12 protein-coding genes and 1 pseudogene are annotated in these 19,354 nt (G+C 69.1%); 11 read left to right on the forward strand and 2 right to left on the reverse strand.

Going from position 1 to position 19,354, the window contains the following annotated elements; translation table 11 throughout:
* Positions 1-92 precede the first annotated feature (92 nt).
* On the forward strand, positions 93-1,682 hold the full coding sequence (locus NAM01S_RS01345; protein WP_067778139.1) for a GMC family oxidoreductase: 1,590 nt from the start codon (positions 93-95) through the stop codon (positions 1,680-1,682).
* A gap of 24 nt (positions 1,683-1,706) precedes the next feature.
* Here NAM01S_RS01345 and NAM01S_RS01350 read toward each other — a convergent pair whose 3' ends face one another.
* A complete protein-coding gene (locus NAM01S_RS01350) occupies positions 1,707-2,183 on the reverse strand; it encodes an HAD-IIIC family phosphatase (RefSeq protein WP_067778140.1) in 477 nt (158 codons plus the stop codon).
* Between the two features lie 709 nt (positions 2,184-2,892).
* On the opposite strand from NAM01S_RS01350, the gene NAM01S_RS01355 reads away from it, so the two are divergent.
* Both NAM01S_RS01355 and NAM01S_RS01360 read left to right on the forward strand, forming a co-directional pair.
* A complete protein-coding gene (locus tag NAM01S_RS01355) occupies positions 2,893-4,113 on the forward strand; it encodes a PucR family transcriptional regulator (protein ID WP_067778141.1) in 1,221 nt (406 codons plus the stop codon).
* Between the two features lie 236 nt (positions 4,114-4,349).
* Positions 4,350-5,009, forward strand: a complete 660-nt coding sequence (locus tag NAM01S_RS01360) for an HAD family acid phosphatase (RefSeq protein ID WP_067778142.1) — start codon at positions 4,350-4,352, stop codon at positions 5,007-5,009.
* 51 nt (positions 5,010-5,060) lie between these two features.
* Here the strand turns inward: NAM01S_RS01360 and NAM01S_RS01365 are convergent.
* Positions 5,061-5,462, reverse strand: a pseudogene (locus tag NAM01S_RS01365) (VOC family protein).
* Between the two features lie 201 nt (positions 5,463-5,663).
* Between NAM01S_RS01365 and NAM01S_RS01370 the strand changes: the two are divergent.
* The 8 genes from NAM01S_RS01370 to NAM01S_RS01405 all read left to right on the forward strand — a co-directional run bounded on the left by NAM01S_RS01370 (position 5,664) and on the right by NAM01S_RS01405 (position 19,354).
* The gene (locus NAM01S_RS01370) at positions 5,664-6,812 is read left to right on the forward strand and encodes an NAD(P)/FAD-dependent oxidoreductase (protein ID WP_067778143.1); all 1,149 of its coding nucleotides are present in this window, start codon (positions 5,664-5,666) and stop codon (positions 6,810-6,812) included.
* Positions 6,813-7,302: 490 nt separating this feature from the next.
* A complete protein-coding gene (locus NAM01S_RS01375; protein ID WP_067778144.1) occupies positions 7,303-8,115 on the forward strand; it encodes a 2-amino-3,7-dideoxy-D-threo-hept-6-ulosonate synthase in 813 nt (270 codons plus the stop codon).
* An 838-nt stretch (positions 8,116-8,953) separates the two neighbouring features.
* On the forward strand, positions 8,954-9,211 hold the full coding sequence (locus NAM01S_RS01380) for an acyl carrier protein (RefSeq protein ID WP_067778145.1): 258 nt from the start codon (positions 8,954-8,956) through the stop codon (positions 9,209-9,211).
* Positions 9,212-9,215: 4 nt separating this feature from the next.
* Positions 9,216-15,164, forward strand: a complete 5,949-nt coding sequence (locus NAM01S_RS01385; protein WP_067778146.1) for an aminotransferase class III-fold pyridoxal phosphate-dependent enzyme — start codon at positions 9,216-9,218, stop codon at positions 15,162-15,164.
* Entirely contained in the window at positions 15,161-16,006 is an 846-nt protein-coding gene (locus tag NAM01S_RS01390; protein ID WP_067778147.1) for a nucleoside/nucleotide kinase family protein, read from the forward strand. Before NAM01S_RS01385 ends, NAM01S_RS01390 begins: the two co-directional genes overlap by 4 nt.
* Positions 16,003-16,254 carry an acyl carrier protein gene (locus tag NAM01S_RS01395; RefSeq protein WP_067778148.1) on the forward strand — a complete coding sequence of 84 codons (252 nt, stop codon included), beginning with the start codon at positions 16,003-16,005 and terminating at the stop codon, positions 16,252-16,254. Before NAM01S_RS01390 ends, NAM01S_RS01395 begins: the two co-directional genes overlap by 4 nt.
* Positions 16,251-17,972: a fatty acyl-AMP ligase gene (locus tag NAM01S_RS01400; protein ID WP_067778149.1), complete on the forward strand. Its 1,722-nt coding sequence runs from the start codon at positions 16,251-16,253 to the stop codon at positions 17,970-17,972. The genes NAM01S_RS01395 and NAM01S_RS01400 overlap by 4 nt, the downstream gene beginning before the upstream one ends.
* A complete protein-coding gene (locus NAM01S_RS01405) occupies positions 17,969-19,354 on the forward strand; it encodes a cytochrome P450 (RefSeq protein ID WP_067778150.1) in 1,386 nt (461 codons plus the stop codon). Before NAM01S_RS01400 ends, NAM01S_RS01405 begins: the two co-directional genes overlap by 4 nt.

Raw genomic sequence — 19,354 nt, forward strand, 5'->3', positions numbered from 1 at the left:
GCCCTGTGATACGCGGACGTCCGCGCGAAACCTGGCCGGGCCGGCGTCGTTGGCCGTATCTTTGCCCTAAGCGGTGTGGATCGGAGTGGACAGTGGCAGCAGGGCAGCTCTCGGCCGATTACGTGGTCGTCGGATCGGGGTCGGCGGGCGCGGTGATCGCCAACCGGCTCAGCGAGGATTCCGGAACCCAGGTGGTGGTGCTCGAGGCGGGCCCGCCGGACAAGGACAAGTTCGCCCACATCCCGGCGGCGTTCGCGAAACTCTTTCGCTCCGAACTGGATTGGGACTACCTGACCGAGCCGCAGCCGCAGCTCGACAACCGGCAGGTGTACTGGCCGCGCGGGCGGATGTACGGCGGCTCGTCCTCGATGAACGCCATGATGTGGGTGCGCGGGTTCCGCGCCGACTACGACGAATGGGCGCTGCTGGCCGGCGAGGAGTGGGGATTCGCCGCGGCCGTCGAACAGTTCCGCAGGATCGAGAACGTGGAGGACGCGCAGTACCCCGACGAGGGCACGGCCGGACCGCTGTACGTCTCGCACCAGCGCAGCCCGCGCTCCTCGACCGCGGCGTTCCTGACGGCGGCGCAGGAGTCGGGGTTCACCGTCGAAGCGCCGAACCGCCCGCAGCCCGACGGCTTCAGCCAGACCATGGTGACCCAGCGCAACGGCAGGCGCTGGAGCACCGCCGACGCCTACCTGCGCCCCGCGTTACGCCGCGACAACCTCACGGTGCACAGCGAAGCCCTCGCCACCCGCGTGATCTTCGAGGGCAAGCGCGCGGTCGGCGTGGAATACCGCCAGAACGGCGTGACCCACACCGTCACCGCGCGCCGCGAGGTGGTGCTGTGCGGCGGCGCGATCAACAGCCCGCAGCTGCTCATGCTCTCCGGTATCGGTGACGCCGACGAACTGACCCGCCACGGGATCGAGGTGGTGGAGCACGCGCCCGAGGTCGGGTCCAACCTGCAGGACCACCTGGTCGCGGCCATCGGCTACGGGGTGGCCGAGGATTCGCTGTTCGGCGCCGACAAGAAGCCTCGGCAGCTGATCGACTACCTGCTGCGCCACCGCGGCATGCTCACCTCCAACATCGGCGAGGCCTACGGCTTCGTCCGATCCAAGCCGGAACTGGAACTGCCGGACCTCGAGCTGATCTACGCGCCCGCGCCGTTCTACTACGAGGGTTTGGTCGATCCGACCGAACACGGCGTCGTCCTGGCGACCGTGCTGCTGCGCCCGCACAGCCGCGGGCGGATCGCGCTCGGGTCGGCCGATCCGACCGCCAAGCCGGTCATCGATCCCCGCTACCTGTCCGACTCCGCGGGCGCCGACCGCGCCGCCCTGCTCGCGGGCCTGCGCACCTGCGCGAAGATCGCCGACGCGCCCGCGATGAAGGCGGTGCTCGGCAGCCTCATCTATCCGCCGAACGCGCCGGACGAACTCGAGGCCACCCTCGAACTATCGATCAACGGCTACTCGCACACCCTCTACCACCCGGTCGGCACCTGCCGGATGGGCACCGACCCGGCCAGCGTTGTCACGCCGCGGCTGGAAGTGCGTGGCGTGCAAGGGCTTCGAGTCGCCGACGCGTCGGTGATGCCGCTGCTCATCCGCGGCCACACGCACGCGCCGAGCGTGTTCGTCGGCGAGCAGGCGGCCAAGTTCCTGCGGGAGGCCTGACCTTCCCGGCGGGGTCCGGCCGGGCTAGAAGACGGGCACGCGGTCGAAGCCGAGCGGTGGCGTGGGGGTCGGGCCGGTGCCGAGCACCGGCTTGAAGTCGGGCAGCGCGGTGAGCACGTCGATGTTGCGGGCCGCGTAGCAGCGCACCTGCGGCAGCGCGCGGGACACTTCGGCGCGCTCCACCGGCTCGTCGTCGACGAACGCGATGGTGTCCAAGCTCAGGCCGAGGGTTCGGGCGATCCGCACGATGCTGGCGGACTTACGGCCCCAGCCGATCTCCAGCGCCGAGAACATCTCGTAGAGGCCGTGCCGGTACAGCCGGTCCAACGTGAGAGTGCGGTCGCTGCGGCTGGCCACGGCGTGCCAGATGCCGCGATCGCTCAACGTCCGCAACGTGCGCAGGGCCGCGGGCCTCGGCGCGGAGCTGGTCGCGTCGCACACGACACCGTCCCACATCGTGTTGTCCAGTTCCCAGACAAGACATCTCAGAGCCGGTCTCATCGCCTGCCCCTATCGTTTCGTCAGCACTGCCTTCCCTGCCGTGGCGTGCCCGGCAGACGGGCTAGTGCAACCATCGGGGCACGACACGTGCCGGGCAAGCCCCAGGTTTCTGGGTGGCCGGTCCGGCCCGGGTGATACTACCGGCAGCCCGGCGGCGCGCCACCCGATCCGATGAGGCAAACCGTCAGCGCTCCGCGCCGCGCGAACGACGTTGTCGCGCTTGCCCGGTCGGCACGGTAGGTCGTTCCGGCACCCGGACCTTCGACCGCACAAGCGCTCGCTTGGGACGAATGGCGTTTGCGCGGGCGGTACCGTGCCGCTGCTCCCCCGTGCTCGACCTCGGTCAGTGGGCATGCGCGCCAGGCAGTTTCGTGCCCTGGGTCGCCGAGTAGCGAACGCCGAGCGAATCCGGGTGGTCGGCTCGGCGTCACGGTGAAGTGTGGGCTACTCGGCCATCCGGTCGACCTTCGACAGTTCCCGACAAGCAGCCGCGCGATGGACGTGCATCCGCTTGCCTGTCAAACGCTCTCGGGTCCGGGCTCTGGATGGCGCGAACCGTATTTCGACTCTCCGTTCTGTGAGCGCTCACAAGGCCGCGAATTCGGCCGCGTCGTCATGTCACAGAACCCGACGAATCGATCCGCGCCGCTGATCATGCGGTTAGTGTGAATGCGCCGCACAGCAAAATCCCGGGCGGAAGGAGTCGCCAATGACCGTCGACAGTGGGGCCAGGCCGAGCTTGACTTTGTCCGGCCGACCGATGTCTTCGCCGTTGCAGGACGTCCGGAGCCTATCGCGCCAGATGGTCGGACATTTCGTCGAGAACGTGGTCCCCTGCGGCACCCTCCCCGGTGACGCCATCACCGGCGACGTCACCACCATCACCCGGCTCTGCCTCGAGTTCGCCGTGAGCATGCTCGACGGTCAGGACATTCCCGCGAAGTTGCAGCGACTGCAGGACGCCGCGGCGGGCTGGGCGCGCGAGGGCGTGCCGATCGACACGATCCACCACTCGATCCACGAGGGCTTCAAGATCGGCTTCGATCTGGTGGTCTCCAACGCCACCATCAAGGACTACGGCAACCTCGTCGACGGCGCGAAGATGGTCGTGGAAATGCTCGACCAGATCACCTCGGCGATCTCGGTGGCGTATGTGCGTGAGCTGCGCGCGGTGGTCAGCGAGCACCACACCGCGGTGCACACCCTCACCTCCGCGCTGCTCGGCGGGCACAGCACCTCCACGATGGCGCGCGAATGCGGCATCGCCATCGCGTCGTCCTACGCGGTGATCGCGGTCGCCATTCCCCAGCATCGCGACGAACGCAATCCGGCCGTGGACGGTCAGGTCGTCGCCAGACGCAAGCTGCGCCGGGTGCAGGCCGAGCTGGCCACCCGGTGCGGGAACACCGCGTTGTCCTTGCTCAGCGTGGACGGCGGCACCATCCTGATTCCCTCCGGCGCGCTCGACAAAGGGCAGCTCGACGCGCTGATCACCGAGCTCTCCCGGTCCGCCCAGGTCGGCATCACCGCGACCATGGTCGAGGCCTCCCCCGAGCAGATACCCAATGCCGCCGATCAGGCGCACGAACTGCTCGACATGGTGCAGCGCCTCCAAGCGGTGGCCGGTCTCTACCGGTTCGACGAGCTGGCGCTCGAATACCAGCTGACCCGCCCGGGGCCGGGCCGCGAATATCTCGGATCGCTGCTCGACCCGCTCGACGAGCACCCGGAACTGCTGGAGACGTTGCAGCGCCACATCGCCAACAACCTCAACCGTCAGCGCACCGCCCGCGTGCTGCACGTGCACACGAACACCGTGGACTACCGGCTCAAACGAATCGGCCAGCTGACCGGCTTCGATCCGTCGCAGCCCTCCGGGCTCTGGTATCTGCGTTCGGCGCTGGTAGCGCGCACCTACCGGACCGTGTGATTCCCAGGAACGCCGTCACCGAAAGTTGCGTTCGCACAAAAGGTTCGGCACCTCATGCGCTTCGAGGGCGTCCGCACCACGAGTTCGATACGGGGCCTTGGGTTTCGACGGATGTACCACGAATTCGACACCTGCCCTTGTGTTTCGACGGCGTCCGTCCCACTGAGCGGGAAATACCGAGCGGGACAATGTGAAACAGCTGCGCGTCTGTTTCAGTGGCGATAACGTCCCTGATCATGAGACGCTCTGTTGCAGGCATCGCCCTCGGTATCACCATCACTGTCGCCGCCCCGCTGTCCGCCGCGCAGGCCGACACCGGCTCGTCCTCGCTGTCGGGGGGCTCCGGCTCGTCGTCGCTGTCGGGCGGCTCCGGTTCCTCCTCGCTCTCCGGTGGCGGCGGCCTGCCCCCGTACGCGCAGTGGATCACGGAGGTGCAGACGGTCGCCGCGCAGGCAAGGGACTACCTGGCCGGACGGCTGCCCGGCGCCACACGACCGGCGATCGTCCTCGACATCGACAACACCTCGCTGGAAACGCAGTACAACCCCGGCCCCATCACCCCCGCCATCGCGCCCATCCTGCAACTCGCCACGTGGGCCGAATCGCAAGGCGCGGCGATCATTTTCGTCACCGGCCGCCCCGCGCTCATGAACCTCTACACCCAGACCAACCTGACCGCCGTCGGCTACCCCGTGGACGGCCTCTACGGCAGTCCCCTCACCACCCTGTCCGCCGGCTCGTCCGGGCTCGAGCAGTACAAGACCAACGCCCGCATCGACATCGAGGGCGACGGCTACACCATCGTCGCCAATATCGGCAACAGCGCATCGGATCTCGCGGGCGGGCACGCCGAGCGGACGTTCAAGCTGCCGGACTACGACGGCAAGTTGTCCTGAGACCAGAACGGAGTCGGCATCGCCGCGAGCATGGCCCTGGAAGAAGCGGTGTCACCGTGTGTTCGGATGCGTCTGCACCGCCTCGACTCGGCGCCGGAGCAGGCAGAATTCGTTTCCCTCCGGGTCGGCCAGCACGTGCCACGTCGCGGCGCTGGTCTGGCCGATGTCGACCGTCCGCGCACCCGCGGCGAGCAGTCGCTCCAATTCCGCGTCCTGATCGCGATCGGTGGGGTTCACGTCGATGTGCAGTGGCAGCTTGCCGCGCTTCGGCTCGGCGCTCGGGATGAACATCAGCGTGGGCTGCGGCCCGCCGAACCCGATCCCGGGCGGACCGATCTACAGTGCGTCGTCCTCCCAGCCGAGTTCGACGTAGCCGAGGACTTCGCACCAGAAGTCCGCCAGCCGTTGCGGGTCGGCGCAGTCGAGTATGAGTTGGGTGATTCTGCAAGCCATGCGCGCGACGGTACCTGGGCGGGCGGTTCCGAGCGGGGCGCCGCCAGGCCCGTGGCATGCCGGGAGGTGGCGGTGGGAGCAGATGGCGGTGACCCGCGCCTGCTGGCACGTTCAGCGCCGTCATCGGTCCGAACCCGGCGGATCCGAGCGCAGAACTCCGAACGCCAGCGAACGAGTGGCAAACGGGTGGAGAATGGGCGAATGCGAACCGTGCTCATTCTCGGCGCCGGGTTCGGGGGTTTGGAGCTGGCCACCCTCCTGTCGCGTTCGCTGGCCGACGAGGTTCGGGTCGTCTTGATCGACCGGAACGACTCGTTCACCTTCGGCTTCGCCAAACTGGAGATCCTGTTCCGGGATGTTCCGCCGGAGGCCGTTCGGGTTCCGTACGCCGACCTCGCGCATCCGGGCGTCGAGTTCCGGCGCGAGGAAGTCACCGCGATCGATCCGCGGACCCGCCGCGTCGTCACCGATCGGTCCGAGTACGAGCCGGACATTCTCGTCGTCGCGCTCGGCGCCGACTACGACCCGGCCGCGACCCCGGGCTTCGTCGAGGACGGCCACGAGTACTACTCGATCGACGGGGCCGCCAGGCTGCGCGACCGGCTCGACAGCTTCGACGGCGGCGACATCGTCCTCGCGATCCTTCGCGTCCCCTTCAAGTGCCCGCCCGCACCGTACGAGGGGGCGATGCTCTTACACGAGAAGCTCGCGCGGCGCGGACTCGGCGACAGCACGCGCATCCGGATGATCAGCCCGATGGATTCGCCGATCCCGGTCTCGGCGGACACCTCCGCCGCCCTCGTCGAGGCGCTGACCCGGCGCGGGATCGAGTACACGCCCGGCCAGCTGGTCCACGGCCTGGAGCCGGACCGCCACGTCGCGCTGACCCGTGCGGGCGAGATCGCCTACGACCTCTTCATCGGCATCCCGGCGCACCGCGTGCCCGCGGTCGTCGAAGCGTCCGGGTTGACCGTCGGTGGCACGGACGGCTGGGTCGCGGTCGACCCGGGCACCCTGGAGACGCCCTATCCGAACGTCTACGCGCTCGGCGACTGCGCCGACGCGCCGGTGCCACGGGCGGGGGTCTTCGCCGAGGACGCCGCCCGCACGGTGGCCGCGGGCATCGCGGCGAAAGTGCGCGGATCCGACGCGACCGACCGGTACCGCGGAAGGGGCGCGTGCCACATCGAATTCGGCGGCGGATTGGTCGGCAAGGTCGATGCCGATTTCCTGTCCGGTCCCGCGCCGCGCGCACCCTTCACCGCACCCTCGGTGGAACTCGCGCGCGAGAAGGCCGAGGCGGCCGACGCGCGAATCCAGCGGTGGTTCCCAGGTCGCGTTTCGGAATAGCCGGGCGACTCGCACAGCGACCGCGCGCTCGAAATCCGGGCGGTCGGTCGGCTCGATGAGAATGTACGCGGCGAGTGCGCTGCGATGGCCGAAGCGGCGACCGAAGGAATTCTGTTCCGACACCGATTTCCGTCCGTGGCGTTCACTTCCGCCGCTATTCCGTTCCCGGAAACGAAAATTCCGCGGAAATATTGTGATGCGCTACGAATTCCGCTCGCACCGCAGCCACCCCACCGCGGGCAGGGCACACCGGGGCGCGAAGCGAGGGCGGAGCGCGGCGACGGCGTCACTCCGTGCGCGAGATCACCTCGCGCCGGGTCGCGCGCTCGGCGGCGGCGGCATAGTTTTCTGTGAAACCTCCAGCAGGTCAACAGCTTCCGCGCTCCCGACACGCACCGCACGGTCGTGCGGTCGGGCTCATGCGTCACGCGGGATGGGAGACGGCCGGTCCGCGTCTGCGGCGCAGGGGGATACGACAAGGGAGGCACGCGTGACCAAGACGTTCGCAAGACACGATCGGACCGAAAACCTACACCGCTACGGCGATTCGAAGCTGCTGATCGTCCCGCTCGACCACACCGTCGGCGCAGGCTCGCTGTTGCGTGCGCACCGCCTGCGCGAGGTGCTCCACGCACTGCGCGTCGGCGGCGCGGACGCCACCGTGCTGCACAAGGGCGCGCTCGATCACGTGGACCCCGCGGTCTTCGACGACCTCGCCCTCATCGTCCACCTGTCGGCGAGTGCCCACCCCGGCACCGATCCCGATCACAAGGTCCTCGTCACGACAGTCGAGGAGGCGTTGCGGCTGGGTGCCGACGCCGTCAGCGTGCACGTCAACCTGGGCTCGCGCACCGAGTACCAGCAGCGAGAAGACGTCGCGCAGGTCGCGCGAGCCTGCGACCGTTGGAGTGTTCCGCTGTTCGCGATGGTCTATCCGCGTGGTCCGCGCGTCTCGAATCCCACCGATCCGGAGCTGGTCCGCCACGCCGCCGAGGTCGCGGCCGACCTCGGCGCCGACGTCGTGAAAGTGCCCTTCACCGGCGACCCGGTGAGCATGTCCGAGGTCGCGGCCTCGGTCGACATTCCCGTGGTCGTGGCGGGTGGACCCGCGCTGCGCGCCGAACGGGCGGTCGCACACGCGGAGCGCATCCTCTCCAGTGGCGTCGCCGGTCTGGCCTTCGGCCGCAACGTCTTTCAGGCCGACGACCCCGCGTCATTCGTCCACCGCCTGCACACCGCGGTCCACACCGATCGCACGCTCGCCGCCCCTGCGCCCTGCACTCCCGCGCTCGCGCGATCGTGACGAGATCGCCCGGAAACCGGCCGAAGCGGCCCGCGGCAGATGCTTCCGCGGGCCCGGCGCGCGATTTTCGGAATGGGGATGACGAACCGATTCCACGGCTTCCGCGGATATCCCAACGGACCGTACGATTTGTGACACCCATTACAGACGTTTCTGCTACCAGTCGGTAATGAAAGCGGTCACATTTTCCATCGCCGATGAAGGTTTGCCGAGCTCTCGAATAGCGTGCGGCACATCCCGCGCCGAGTAAAAACATCGTGAATCGAGTGGGATTCGACAACGAGATGTGGTACCGCCCAATTCAATCGGAAAGTACCGGTGGGTTGGTTTCGATTTCCATCCGTCCGTTCGGTGAACCGATCGTGAACAGCGAACTTTCCGGAGAGCGACCGACCGATGATCTACCGCGGCCGATACGCACGCATATCTGTAACTCGCGATCGCAGCTTCCATGGTCCGCGCCGAAACGCTGTCATGCCCCGTTTCCTATGGGTGACAACACGTTTCACACACTTCGCACACACTGATTTGCCATTCGATTGCTCGCCAGCGAGAGCCGCTGCGGGACACTGCTTTTCACATTGCAGCGCACAGAGTAGCGGTGTACAGATTGGTCGAAAGCGCGACTGTGATCGATGACAGTTGTGCACAGTGACGAGATATGAGGCATAACAGTCTTGGTTGTCGATATCGGAGGGCAAGTGATCGCGGTCTCGGCAGTCGCCGAACCCCATGCTGACCAGGGAAAAGTCAAGCTCTGGACGGGAAGGGCACACACTGCGGCGGTGGTCGTGCCGCTCGGGGACGGGGAAGTCCCGAGCGCGACGGGGGGCTGGAAATGAGCGCGCGGGAACAGGTGCCCGAGCGCGTGCGAGAGCTGTTCCGCGCCGGTTTGCAGGTGCCCGATATCGATCTCGACACACCGTTGCTGGATTATGGCTTGGACTCGGTTCGATCGGCCGAGATCATCATCGAACTCGAGCGCGCCTTCGGCGTGGAGATCTCCGACGAGGAGGCCTCCGAGCTGCATACCGCGCGTGACGTGATCGAGTGCGTGACGACCAAGACGGCTCACCGCACCGGGGTCGGTGCGTAACGGCATGGCCCCGAGAGCACAAGACCATGCCGCGGCGATCGGCTCGGCGCCGCCGCTGTTCGACGACTTCGCACGGCACAACCGGCCCGGGCTGGCGCGACTGTTGCGCGCCTGCCACCTGGATGTGGTGTACGTGGGGGCCGAGGGCGACCATCTGATCCGAGCGGACGGCGCCCGCGTGCTCGATCTGGTCGGCGGATTCGGCGCGGCGCTGTTCGGGCACAACAATCCGGCACTGGTGCGGGTGGCCACGGCGCGGTTGAACCAGCAGACGCCGTTCGTCTCGCAGGGCAGTGTCCGTCCGGGCGCCGCCCGGCTGGCCCATCGGCTTTCGGATCTGGTCGGGGCGAGCACCGGGGGCGAGTACGTCGTCACCTTCGGGTCCACCGGCGCCGACGCCGTCGAGGCGGCCGTCCGGCACGCCGCGGTCGCGCACAACCGCCGCCTCGCCGAGTTGCGTACCGACCTGCGACGGACGCTGCGGCGGCTGCGCCGCGACGGACTGCACACGGTACGTCCGGTCCAAGGGCGCGCGACCGAGCCGGTTCACGAGGAAACACGTTCGGCGGCAGCCGTTCTCGAAGACTCGCTGCGTGTGGTCGAGGACGTCGCGCGGCGCGGGCCCGTGTACGTCTCGCTGGCGAACGCCTTCCATGGCAAGACGGCGGGCGCTTTCGCGCTCACCGAGCAGGCCGATACGCCCGCGGACTTGGTCGTGCCGGGCCCCGAACGGCGCAAGCTCGACACCTGGGCGCCCGACGAAATCGCCGCGGCCTTCGCCGACGAGCTGCGACCGATCGACCGGATCAGCGTTGACGCCGCAGGACGCCCGGTACTGTCCCGAATCTTCCTCTCCCCCATCGCCGCGATCTTCGCCGAACCGATCCAGGGCGAGGGCGGGGTGCGTGAGGTGCCTGCGGCGACGTTGCGCGCCCTGCGCGAACTCGCCGACCGGCACACGGCCGCACTGGTTTTCGACGAGATCCAATCCGGTATGGGCCGCACGGGCACCTTCTTGGCCTCGGCGCCGTCGGGCGTCGCCGCGGACTACTACCTGCTGTCCAAATCGCTGGGCGGCGGACTGGTGAAGATCTCGGCGCTGCTGGTGGAGCGCGGCGGGTCGGTCTCGGACTTCGGCAGGTACCACACCTCGACCTTCGCCGACGACGACCTGTCCTGCGCGGTCGCGGAAGCCGCGTTGGACCTCTTGCGCGACAACCAGATCCGGATCTCCGATACCGGTGCGCGGCTGCGAGCTCGCCTGGAGGCCGCGGCGCGGCGCTGGCCGCGGGTGCTGGCGGGCGTGCGCGGGCGCGGGTTGCTGCAGGGCATCGAACTCGTCCCGCCCGCGACGGAATCGGCCCTGCTGCGGGAGATCTGCGATCCCGACATGTTCGGCTACGTCGTCGCGGGCTATCTGCTGCACACCCACCGCATCCGGATGCTGCCGACGCTGTCCGCGCCGACCACGCTGCGCATCCAGCCTTCGGCGTTCCTGGCCGAAGCGGATCTGGTCCGGCTGGAGTCGGCGCTCGACGAGCTCGCCGCCGTGCTGCACCGCGGCGACCTGGCCACGCTGCTCGCCCATCTCGCGACGCCGGTCACCACGAATTGGCAAGTGCCGGAACCCAAACCACTCCCCGACCGGCACGCCGCCGTGGTGGCACGGGATTTCGGCGCACCGAACCGGGTGGCCTTCCTCGCCAATCTGCCCGAGGCGGCCGATCTGCGCCGATTCGCGCCGGAGCTGGCCGAGTGGTCGGACGCGCAGTTCGCCGCGCTCTTCGAGCGGTTGCGCGGTGTCGCCGAGCCCTTCGAGCTGACCAGGCAACTCGTCACTTCGCCCACCGGCGCCACGGTCGAGGTCTGCCTGATCGCGGTGCCGATCTCCGCGGAACAGATCATCGAATGCCAGCGCGCCGGGCACCGGGCCTGGCTGCGCGATCTGGTGCTCGACGCCGTCGAACAGGCGATCGCCCTGGGCGCCACGGTGATCGGTCTCGGCGGCTACACCTCAATCGTGACCAACGCCTCCCGCGACGTGGTGGAGGACTCCGTCACGGTGACCTCCGGGAATTCGCTCACCGCTGCCTCCGCCTACGAGGTGGTGCGCGGGGAACTGACCCGGCTCGGTCCAGGACGGCGGCGCGTCGGCATCCTCGGCGCGCTGGGCAATATCGGCGCGGTCATGGCGGAACTGCTTGCCCCGCACGCGGATTCGATCACCCTGGTGGGTAGGCCCGGATCGGCGAGCCGCCTGCGCCGCGTGGCGGACCAGCTCGCCGCGGGCTCGGTCGAGGTCAGCGAGGATCTGGCCGCGCTGCGGGACTGCGATGTCGTGCTCACCGCGACCAATTCCGCGGCGCCGCTGGTGACCGCGGACCTGCTGGCCGCGGACCATCCGGTCCTGGTGTGCGATCTGGCGGTGCCCGGCGATGTGGACCCCGCCGTCGCCGAGCGGCCGAACATCACCCTGGTCTCCGGCGGACGCATGGCGCTGCCGCTCGGCCAGACACCTCCCTTCCCCGAAACCGGTCTGCCCCCGGGCATCGTCTACGCCTGCATGGCCGAGACCGTGCTGCTCGGCTTCGAGCCCGACACCGCGAGCCCCTCGTACGGCGGGCTCACCGCCGCGGGGGTGCACGCCGCGCGTGAACTGGCGGCCCGCCACGAGGTGCGTCCGGTTCTGCTTCCGACAGGAGCTTTCACCGTGTCCAACAACCCGACACCCGCGCCGATGTTCCTCGGCGCCGCGGACTTCGTCCCCGAACGAGCAGGCGGCAAGGCCGCAACCCTGCACGAGCTGATCGTCGCGGGCTTCGACGTGCCAACGGGATTCGTGGTGCCCGCCGAGCTCGATCTCGACGCGATCGGCGACGACGACCTCACCCGGTGGGTGCAGGCGCTGGGTGGATTCCCGGTCGCCGCGCGTTCCAGCGGTGTGCTGGAGGACCTCGACGACGCCAGCTTCGCCGGGCAGTACGAGTCCTACCTGGACATCACCGACGTCCCGGCGCTGCGCGACTACATCGGGCAGTGCCGCGCCTCGGTCCACAACGACCGGGTGCGCACCTACCTGGCCAAGCACGGCTACACCGAGGCGAAGGCCACCGTCGCGGTGCTGGTGCAGCGGATGGTCGACGCGCGGTACGCCGGTGTGGGTTTCAGCATCGACGCGCTCACCGGTATCGAAGAACACGCCGTCGTCGAATGCTGCGTGGGTCTCGGCGAACGACTGGTCTCCGGCCAGCTGACGCCCACCCGGTACACGCTGCGGCTGTTCGACGGCACAGTGGTCGAGCGGGACGCGGGCGGTGAAGACGTCGAACTCGCGCCGACCGACACCGAGGGACTGGCCGCGCTGATGCTGGCCGTGCAGGCGTACCGGCACCGGCCGCAGGACATCGAGTGGGCCATCGACGGGGCGGGCAAGCTATGGCTGCTCCAGGCAAGGGCCATCACCGCGATCGCCTGGCGCACCGACATCGACCAGTTCTCCGACGCGGATCTGCGCGACGGCGGTGTCTCGGCGCGCGTCTGCACGCCGATGATGTTCTCGTTGTACGACAACGCTTTTCAGCACTCCATGCAGCGGTTCTTCGAGCGGCTCAAGCTCGCCGACCCCGGCGTGGAACCGGACTGGATGGCGATGTACTACGGCCGCGCCTACTGGAACGTCAGCGCGGTGAAGAACTGCTTCTTCAAGATCCCCGGCTTCGACGAGCAGCACTTCGACGACGACCTCGGCGTGCTCAACGAATACGGGCCCGAGGGTCCGCACCGCACCCCGACCAACGCCAAGACCATCGCCAAGGCGCTCCCCGCCGCGATGGCCGTCCAGCAGAGCTATCGGGACCAGCTGGCGGCGGTGGACGCGTTCGCCGCGGAATGGCCCGCGAAGTACGCGCTGTGGCGCGAGCGGGTCGCCAACCTGTCGCAGACCGACGAGGCCACCTTCGCCGCCGACCTCGCCGACTGCCTGTTGACCTTCCACGCCGCCACCGAACGCACCTACTTCACCACCATCTACAACAACTCGAGCGTGCAGACCGACTTCAAGCAGCTGCTCGACAAGGTCGACGCCGCCACGCAGGGGTCGACCTCGGCCATCGATCTGATGGGCGGTCTCGCCGAGATCAGCCACATGCAGTTGCAGCGCGGCATCGTCGAATTGCACCGCGTGGCAACCGAACACGGGCTGGACAGCGCCGCGTGGGACGCGGCGCTCGCCGAATTCGTCAGCGAGCAGGGCTTCCACGCCGACGCCGAGCTCGATCTGACCTGCCCGCGCTGGTCCGAGGCGCCCGAGCGGGTGCGCTCGATGATCGCGGTCATGCTCCAGCACGGCACCGCGCCCGCGGATCCCGAGGTGACACAGGTCGAGCAGCGCAAACGCTACGAGGCCGAGCTCGCCGCACTGCGGGCCAGGGTGCGGGCCAAGCCGCTCACCCGAGTGAAGTACGCCAAGGCGATCGACAAGCACGTCGACCGAATCCGGCGCTATCTCGTCGCGCGCGAACGGATGCGGGAGTTCTCCTCGCAGTGCTACGCGATCGTGCGGGCCTACGTGGTGGAAGCGGGTGTCCGGCTGGCCGCGGCGGGCACGCTCGAGCACGCCGACGACGCGTTCCAGCTGAGCATCCACGAGTTGAGCGATCTCGTCGCGGGTCGCGTCGAGATCGCCGAGCTCGCGCCCCGAATCGCTTACCACCGTGCGATGTACGCGGGATACCGGGATCTGACGCCGCCGCACGAACTCGGCGGCGGGGTCACCGTCGGCGCGGTCCGCGAGATCGGCGACGGCGACCTGACCGGCCTCGGTTGCAGCCCGGGCGTCGCCGAGGGCACCGCACGGGTGATCACCTCGCTTGCCGACATCGATCACCTTCGCGAGGGCGACATCCTGGTCACCCGCTTCACCGATCCGGGCTGGACCCCGGCGCTCGGCCTGGTGGCGGCCGTCGTCACCGAGGTGGGCGGCATGCTCTCGCACGCCGCCGTCATCGGCCGCGAATACGGGATTCCGGCGGTGCTGAACGTCGCGGGCGCGACGAGCGCGGTGCGGTCGGGGCAGCGCATCCGGGTCGACGGCAGCGCCGGGGTGATCAGCGTGCTCGATGCGGCGACGGACGTGGGTCCGGGCGACAGCGCGCCGACGGCGGTGACGGAATCCGGGCCAGCGACAGCCGATTCCGCGGCAGCGACGGCCGATTCGGCACCCGCGGCGGCCGAGCCCGCGCCAAGCACGGTCGACCCCGCGACCACAACCGTCGAAGAACCACTCCGCCAGGCACCCCCACGCCCGGCGCCTAGAAGGGATGAACCACTGACCGCACGTAAACGCCTGATCTGCATCGCGGGGGGCGACGGGTCGGGCAAGACCACGCAGGTGGCGCGGATCGCCGCCGAGTTCGAGGCCCAGGGACAGAGCGTCGCCGCGGTCACGATCTGGGACGCCTTCCTGGATCCGAAGGTCTCCTCGAAACTGCCGTGGCAGAGCCCATCCGAGATCTACGGCTACCTGAAGCTGCTCACGCCGTTGAGCCGCGCGCACTTCCTGTTCCACGCGATGCAGCTGTCGTTCGACCTGGCCGCCGCCCGCGGCGTGGACATCGTGCTGGCGAACGCCTACTGGTACAAGTACTACGCCACCGAGGTCGCGCACGGCGGCGATCCCGCGGTGTTGCGTCAGCTCACGGCGGGCTTCCCGGAGCCGGACCGCACCTTCTACCTGACGGTGAGCCCGCAGGACGCGTTGGGCCGCAAGCAGTTGCGCAGCGACTACGAGAGCGGCTACGGGGACGAGAAGGCGTTCCTGGACTTCCAACAGCGCAGCCACGACGCGCTGGAGTCGCTGTCGGAGGAGCTGGGCTGGGTGCGCCTGGACGGCACCGCCGCGCCCGCCGAGATCACCAAGGCCGTGCTGGCCCAGCTGCGGGAGGACGAGCAGTGACCCGCCGCGTCGCCATCGTCGGCATCGACGGCGCTGGCAAGTCCTCGGTCATGGCGCGGCTGCGCGAGCTGGCGCCGAGCGGGGATCACGTCTCGTTCGCCTCGATGACCTGCCCGGACTTCCACAACACCCGCGATGTTCCGCTCACCGATCTGTCCAAGCAGCTCAGGGCATTCAGCGTCGGCTGTGACGAGATCTCCAGCCTGGAGATGAAAGCCACCGCCATGTACCTGCAGATGACGCTGTTCGGTCCGGTGGAGCGGCACTTCCTCGACACCTGGGCGCCGGATGTCCTTGTCTTCGAACGGCATCCGCTGATCGAGCTGCTGGTCTACGGCCCCCTCTACGTGGCGCTCGCCCGCCCCGAGTGGAACGGCCACGACCGCGAAGCCGAGATCGCCGAGGTGCTCGAACGGCACCGGCCAGGCACCTTCGACGACATTCTGGCCTGGCACCGCTGCGAGTCAACCCGGCTCGGCAGCGCACCCGACATCTGGCTGCTGCTCTCCGAGATCGCCGACCTGGTCGGCCGCGACATCACCAGCTCGGTCGCGGGTTTCGCCGCCCGCTTCCGCACCACGCTGCCGGACGCCGTGCTGTGGCTCGACGTCCCGCCCGAACAGGCGGCCGCCCGCTGCGCGGAACGCTCCGGCGACGGTCCGACGGAGGCGCACGAGACCGCGGAGCGCCTCGCCGCCCTGCGCGACGGCTACCTGCGGGTGCGCGACACCCTGGCCGCCGCCTACCCGGAGGTCGGCTTCCATCGCATCGACACCGGCGACGGCGTCGACCTGGACGAGTCCGTCCGCGCCTGCGTCACGGAAGGAAAACTCTTCGGATGAGTGCACAAACCCGTTCCACCGCCGAGATCGAGGCGCGCGTGCGCGGCATCGTCGGCGAGGTGCTGTGGGTCGCGGCCGACGACATCGACGCGGGCACGCAGCTGATCGACTACGGACTGGACTCGCCTACCGCCATCGAGCTGACCATCCAGCTGGAGCAGGCCTTCGCCATCGAGATCCCCGAAGACGTGGCGGCACAGTTGAATACGGTTGCCGAGATCGTCGAGTACGTGCGGAGTGAGTCGTGAACGCGCCGCTGACCCCGCGACATCCGAGCATCGTGCACGCGCTGCTCGCGAACGCCGAACGCGGAACCGATGGCCCGTCCACCATTTTCGTGCCGGAACGCGGCACCGACGGCGAATTCTCTTGGCGGCACGATGATCTCGCGCTGGCGGCGGGACGCGCCGCGGCCGCGCTCGCCGACGCGGGGGTGCGACCCGGCGATCGGGTCGTGCTGTCGCTGCCCACCTCCCCCGAGTTCGTCACCGCGTTCTTCGGCGCGCTGCTGCTCGGCGCCGTGCCGACGGCGGTGGCGACACCCGGTGGATTCGGTTCGGCGGAGCTGTTCTACGAGAAGTTCCATCGGCTGATCGGCTATCTCGAGCCGAAGGCGGTCGTCGCCACTTCGACCGTGCTCGCCGCGGCGGAACTCCCGTCGGGGATGACCGGTCTCGACGGGACGGCGCTGCACCAGCTCGCGGGCGATCCGGACGCGCCCACGCTGCCGCCGCGGCTCCCGGAACCCAGCGACTTGGCGTTCATCCAGGCCACTTCGGGCTCCACCGGGACACCGAAGGGCGTGCAGATCACCCATGCCAATCTGGCCGCGAACTGCGAGCAGATCGCGCTCGCCGCGTCGATGGGCCCTGGCGACACCTGGGTGGGCTGGCTGCCGCTGCACCACGACATGGGGCTGATCGGCGGCTTCCTCACCCCCATGTTCCGCGGCATCGACGCGGTGCTGATGCCGCCGAGCCGGTTCCTGCGCAGTCCGGGCGACTGGTTGCGCGCGGTGAGCAAGTACGGCGGAACCTTCACGGCCGCACCGAACTTCGCCTACGGCTACGCGGCGGCGCGGGTCACCGACGCCGAACTGGCCGGGGTCGACCTGTCGAGCTGGCGGTTCCTGTTCTGCGGCGCGGAGCCGATCCACCCGCCCACCGTGCAGCGCTTCGTCGATCGTTTCGCCGCGTGGGGACTGCCGCCGGACGCCCTTGTGCCCTGCTACGGCATGGCGGAGGCCTCGCTGGCCGTGACGGTCGCGCGCCCGCACGTGCCGGTCGCCTACGACTCGGTCTCGCGGCGCGCGCTGACCGGAGACGGTGTTGCGCTGGATGTTTCGGCGGGAGACGTCGACGAGATGCAGATCGTGGACTGCGGCGCGCCGGTGCTCGGCACCGAGGTCCGTATCGTCGACGGCGACGGCGCGCCCTGCGGGGAGGACACGGTCGGGCGCATCCAGTTCCGCGGTCCGTCGACGACCGTCGGCTATTTCCGGCTCCCCGACACGACGGCCTCGGCGCTGTCCGACGGCTGGTGGGACACCGGCGATATCGGCTATCTGCGGGCGGGCAGGCTGCGCATCACCGGCAGGCAGAAGGACCTGATCATCATCCGCGGCGCGAACTACCTGCCCACCGATTTCGAGATCGCCGCCGAACAGGTGGACGGCGTGCGGCTCGGCGGAGTCGCCGCGGTCGGTCACGCGGATGCCGCTGGCCTGTCGGAGGAACTGCACCTCGTGGTCGAAACCGCCGTCGCCGCAGACGAACACGAGGCGCTGCGGCGTGCGGTGCGGGTCGCGGTGAGCAAACGCACCGGCGTGCTGCCCGCCGATGTCCACATCGTGCCGCCGCGCAGCATCCCCAAGACCACCAGCGGGAAGGTGCAGCGCGCCGAAGCACGCCGCCTGTTCGTCGAGCGGCCCGCGCGGGAACTCGTCGACGCGGGAGGTGCGGTATGACGGCACGCGTCCTCGCCGGTCCGGCGCTGCGACATCCACTCGGCGCCTACCTCGACTACCGCGCCGACCCGCTCACGCTGTTCTACGAGCAGGCCGTCGCGCACGGCGGCAGCGTCCGGCTGCGGCTGGTGCATCAGCAACTGCACCTGCTGGTGAATCCCGACCACATCAACCAGGTGCTGGTGACCAACGCGGCCAAGTACGCCAAGGGCATCAGCTACCAGAGCCTGAACTATCTGCTCGGACCCGGCCTGCTGACCAGCGGCGGCGAACTCTGGAAACGCCAGCGCGCGTTGATAAAACCGGCGTTCGCGCGCAGGCACGTCGACACCGAGATCCCGCTGATGATCGCCTGCGGGCAGCGGATGCTGGATCGGCTGGACAAGCGCGCCGCCGACGGCGCGCCCTTCGATCTGGTCCCCGAGGTGATGGGCTTCGCGGCCGACGTGGTGTGCCGCGCGGTCATGGGCGCGGACATCGACGGCGTGCTGCCGCAGATCGAGGACGACGTGCGCGAGGGCGTCTCCTGGGTGATGCGGCACATGGCCGCGCCGATCCAGATCCCGCCGAATGTGCCGACGCCTGCCAATCGGCGCTTCCTCGGCGTCCTCGACCGCTTGCACCGGGTCGTCGACGACGTCATCCAAGGGCATCGCGCCGCAGCGGCGGGCCCGGCCGATTCGCTGCTCAGCCGCCTGCTCGCGGCGCGCGACGACGCGGGCCACGCCATGGACGACGAACAACTGCGGCACGAAGTGCTCACCTTCCTGCTCGCCGGGCACGAGACCACCGGCGGCGCGCTTGCCTGGACCGTCTACGAGCTCTGCCGCAATCCCTCAGTGCTGCAACGGGTTCGGGCCGAGGTCGACGCGGCGCTCGGTGCGGGCGATGTGGCGGGCGCGTTGCCCGCACTGGAGTTGACCGGCCGGGCCATCGACGAGTCGATGCGGCTGCACCCACCGGCCTGGGCGTTCAGCCGGACCGCGCTCGAGGCCGACAGTTTCGACGGCTTCGATCTGGAACCGGGCGCGATCGTGGTGATCAGCCCGTTCGTCAACCACCGCTTCCCGGACTTCTGGGACTCCCCCCTGACCTTCGACCCGGATCGGTTCACCAAGGAGCGCAACCGGGCTCGTCCGCCGTTCCGTTACTTCCCGTTCGGGTGGGGCGCGCACCTGTGCGTCGGCCAGCACATGGCGCTGACCGAACTGCGCGTCGGCTTGGCGATGTTGCTGGCGCGGTACGACATCGAGCTGGTGAACGGACTGCGGGTGCGGGAGAACCCCGAGATCTCCAACACCCCCGACCCGGTGCTGGTGCGACTGGCGCGGCGCGAACCGGCGGTCCCGGTCGGCGGCAGCCTGGCGGAGCAGGCCCGATGA

The organism is Nocardia amikacinitolerans NBRC 108937, from assembly GCF_001612615.1.
GTDB lineage: Bacteria > Actinomycetota > Actinomycetes > Mycobacteriales > Mycobacteriaceae > Nocardia > Nocardia amikacinitolerans.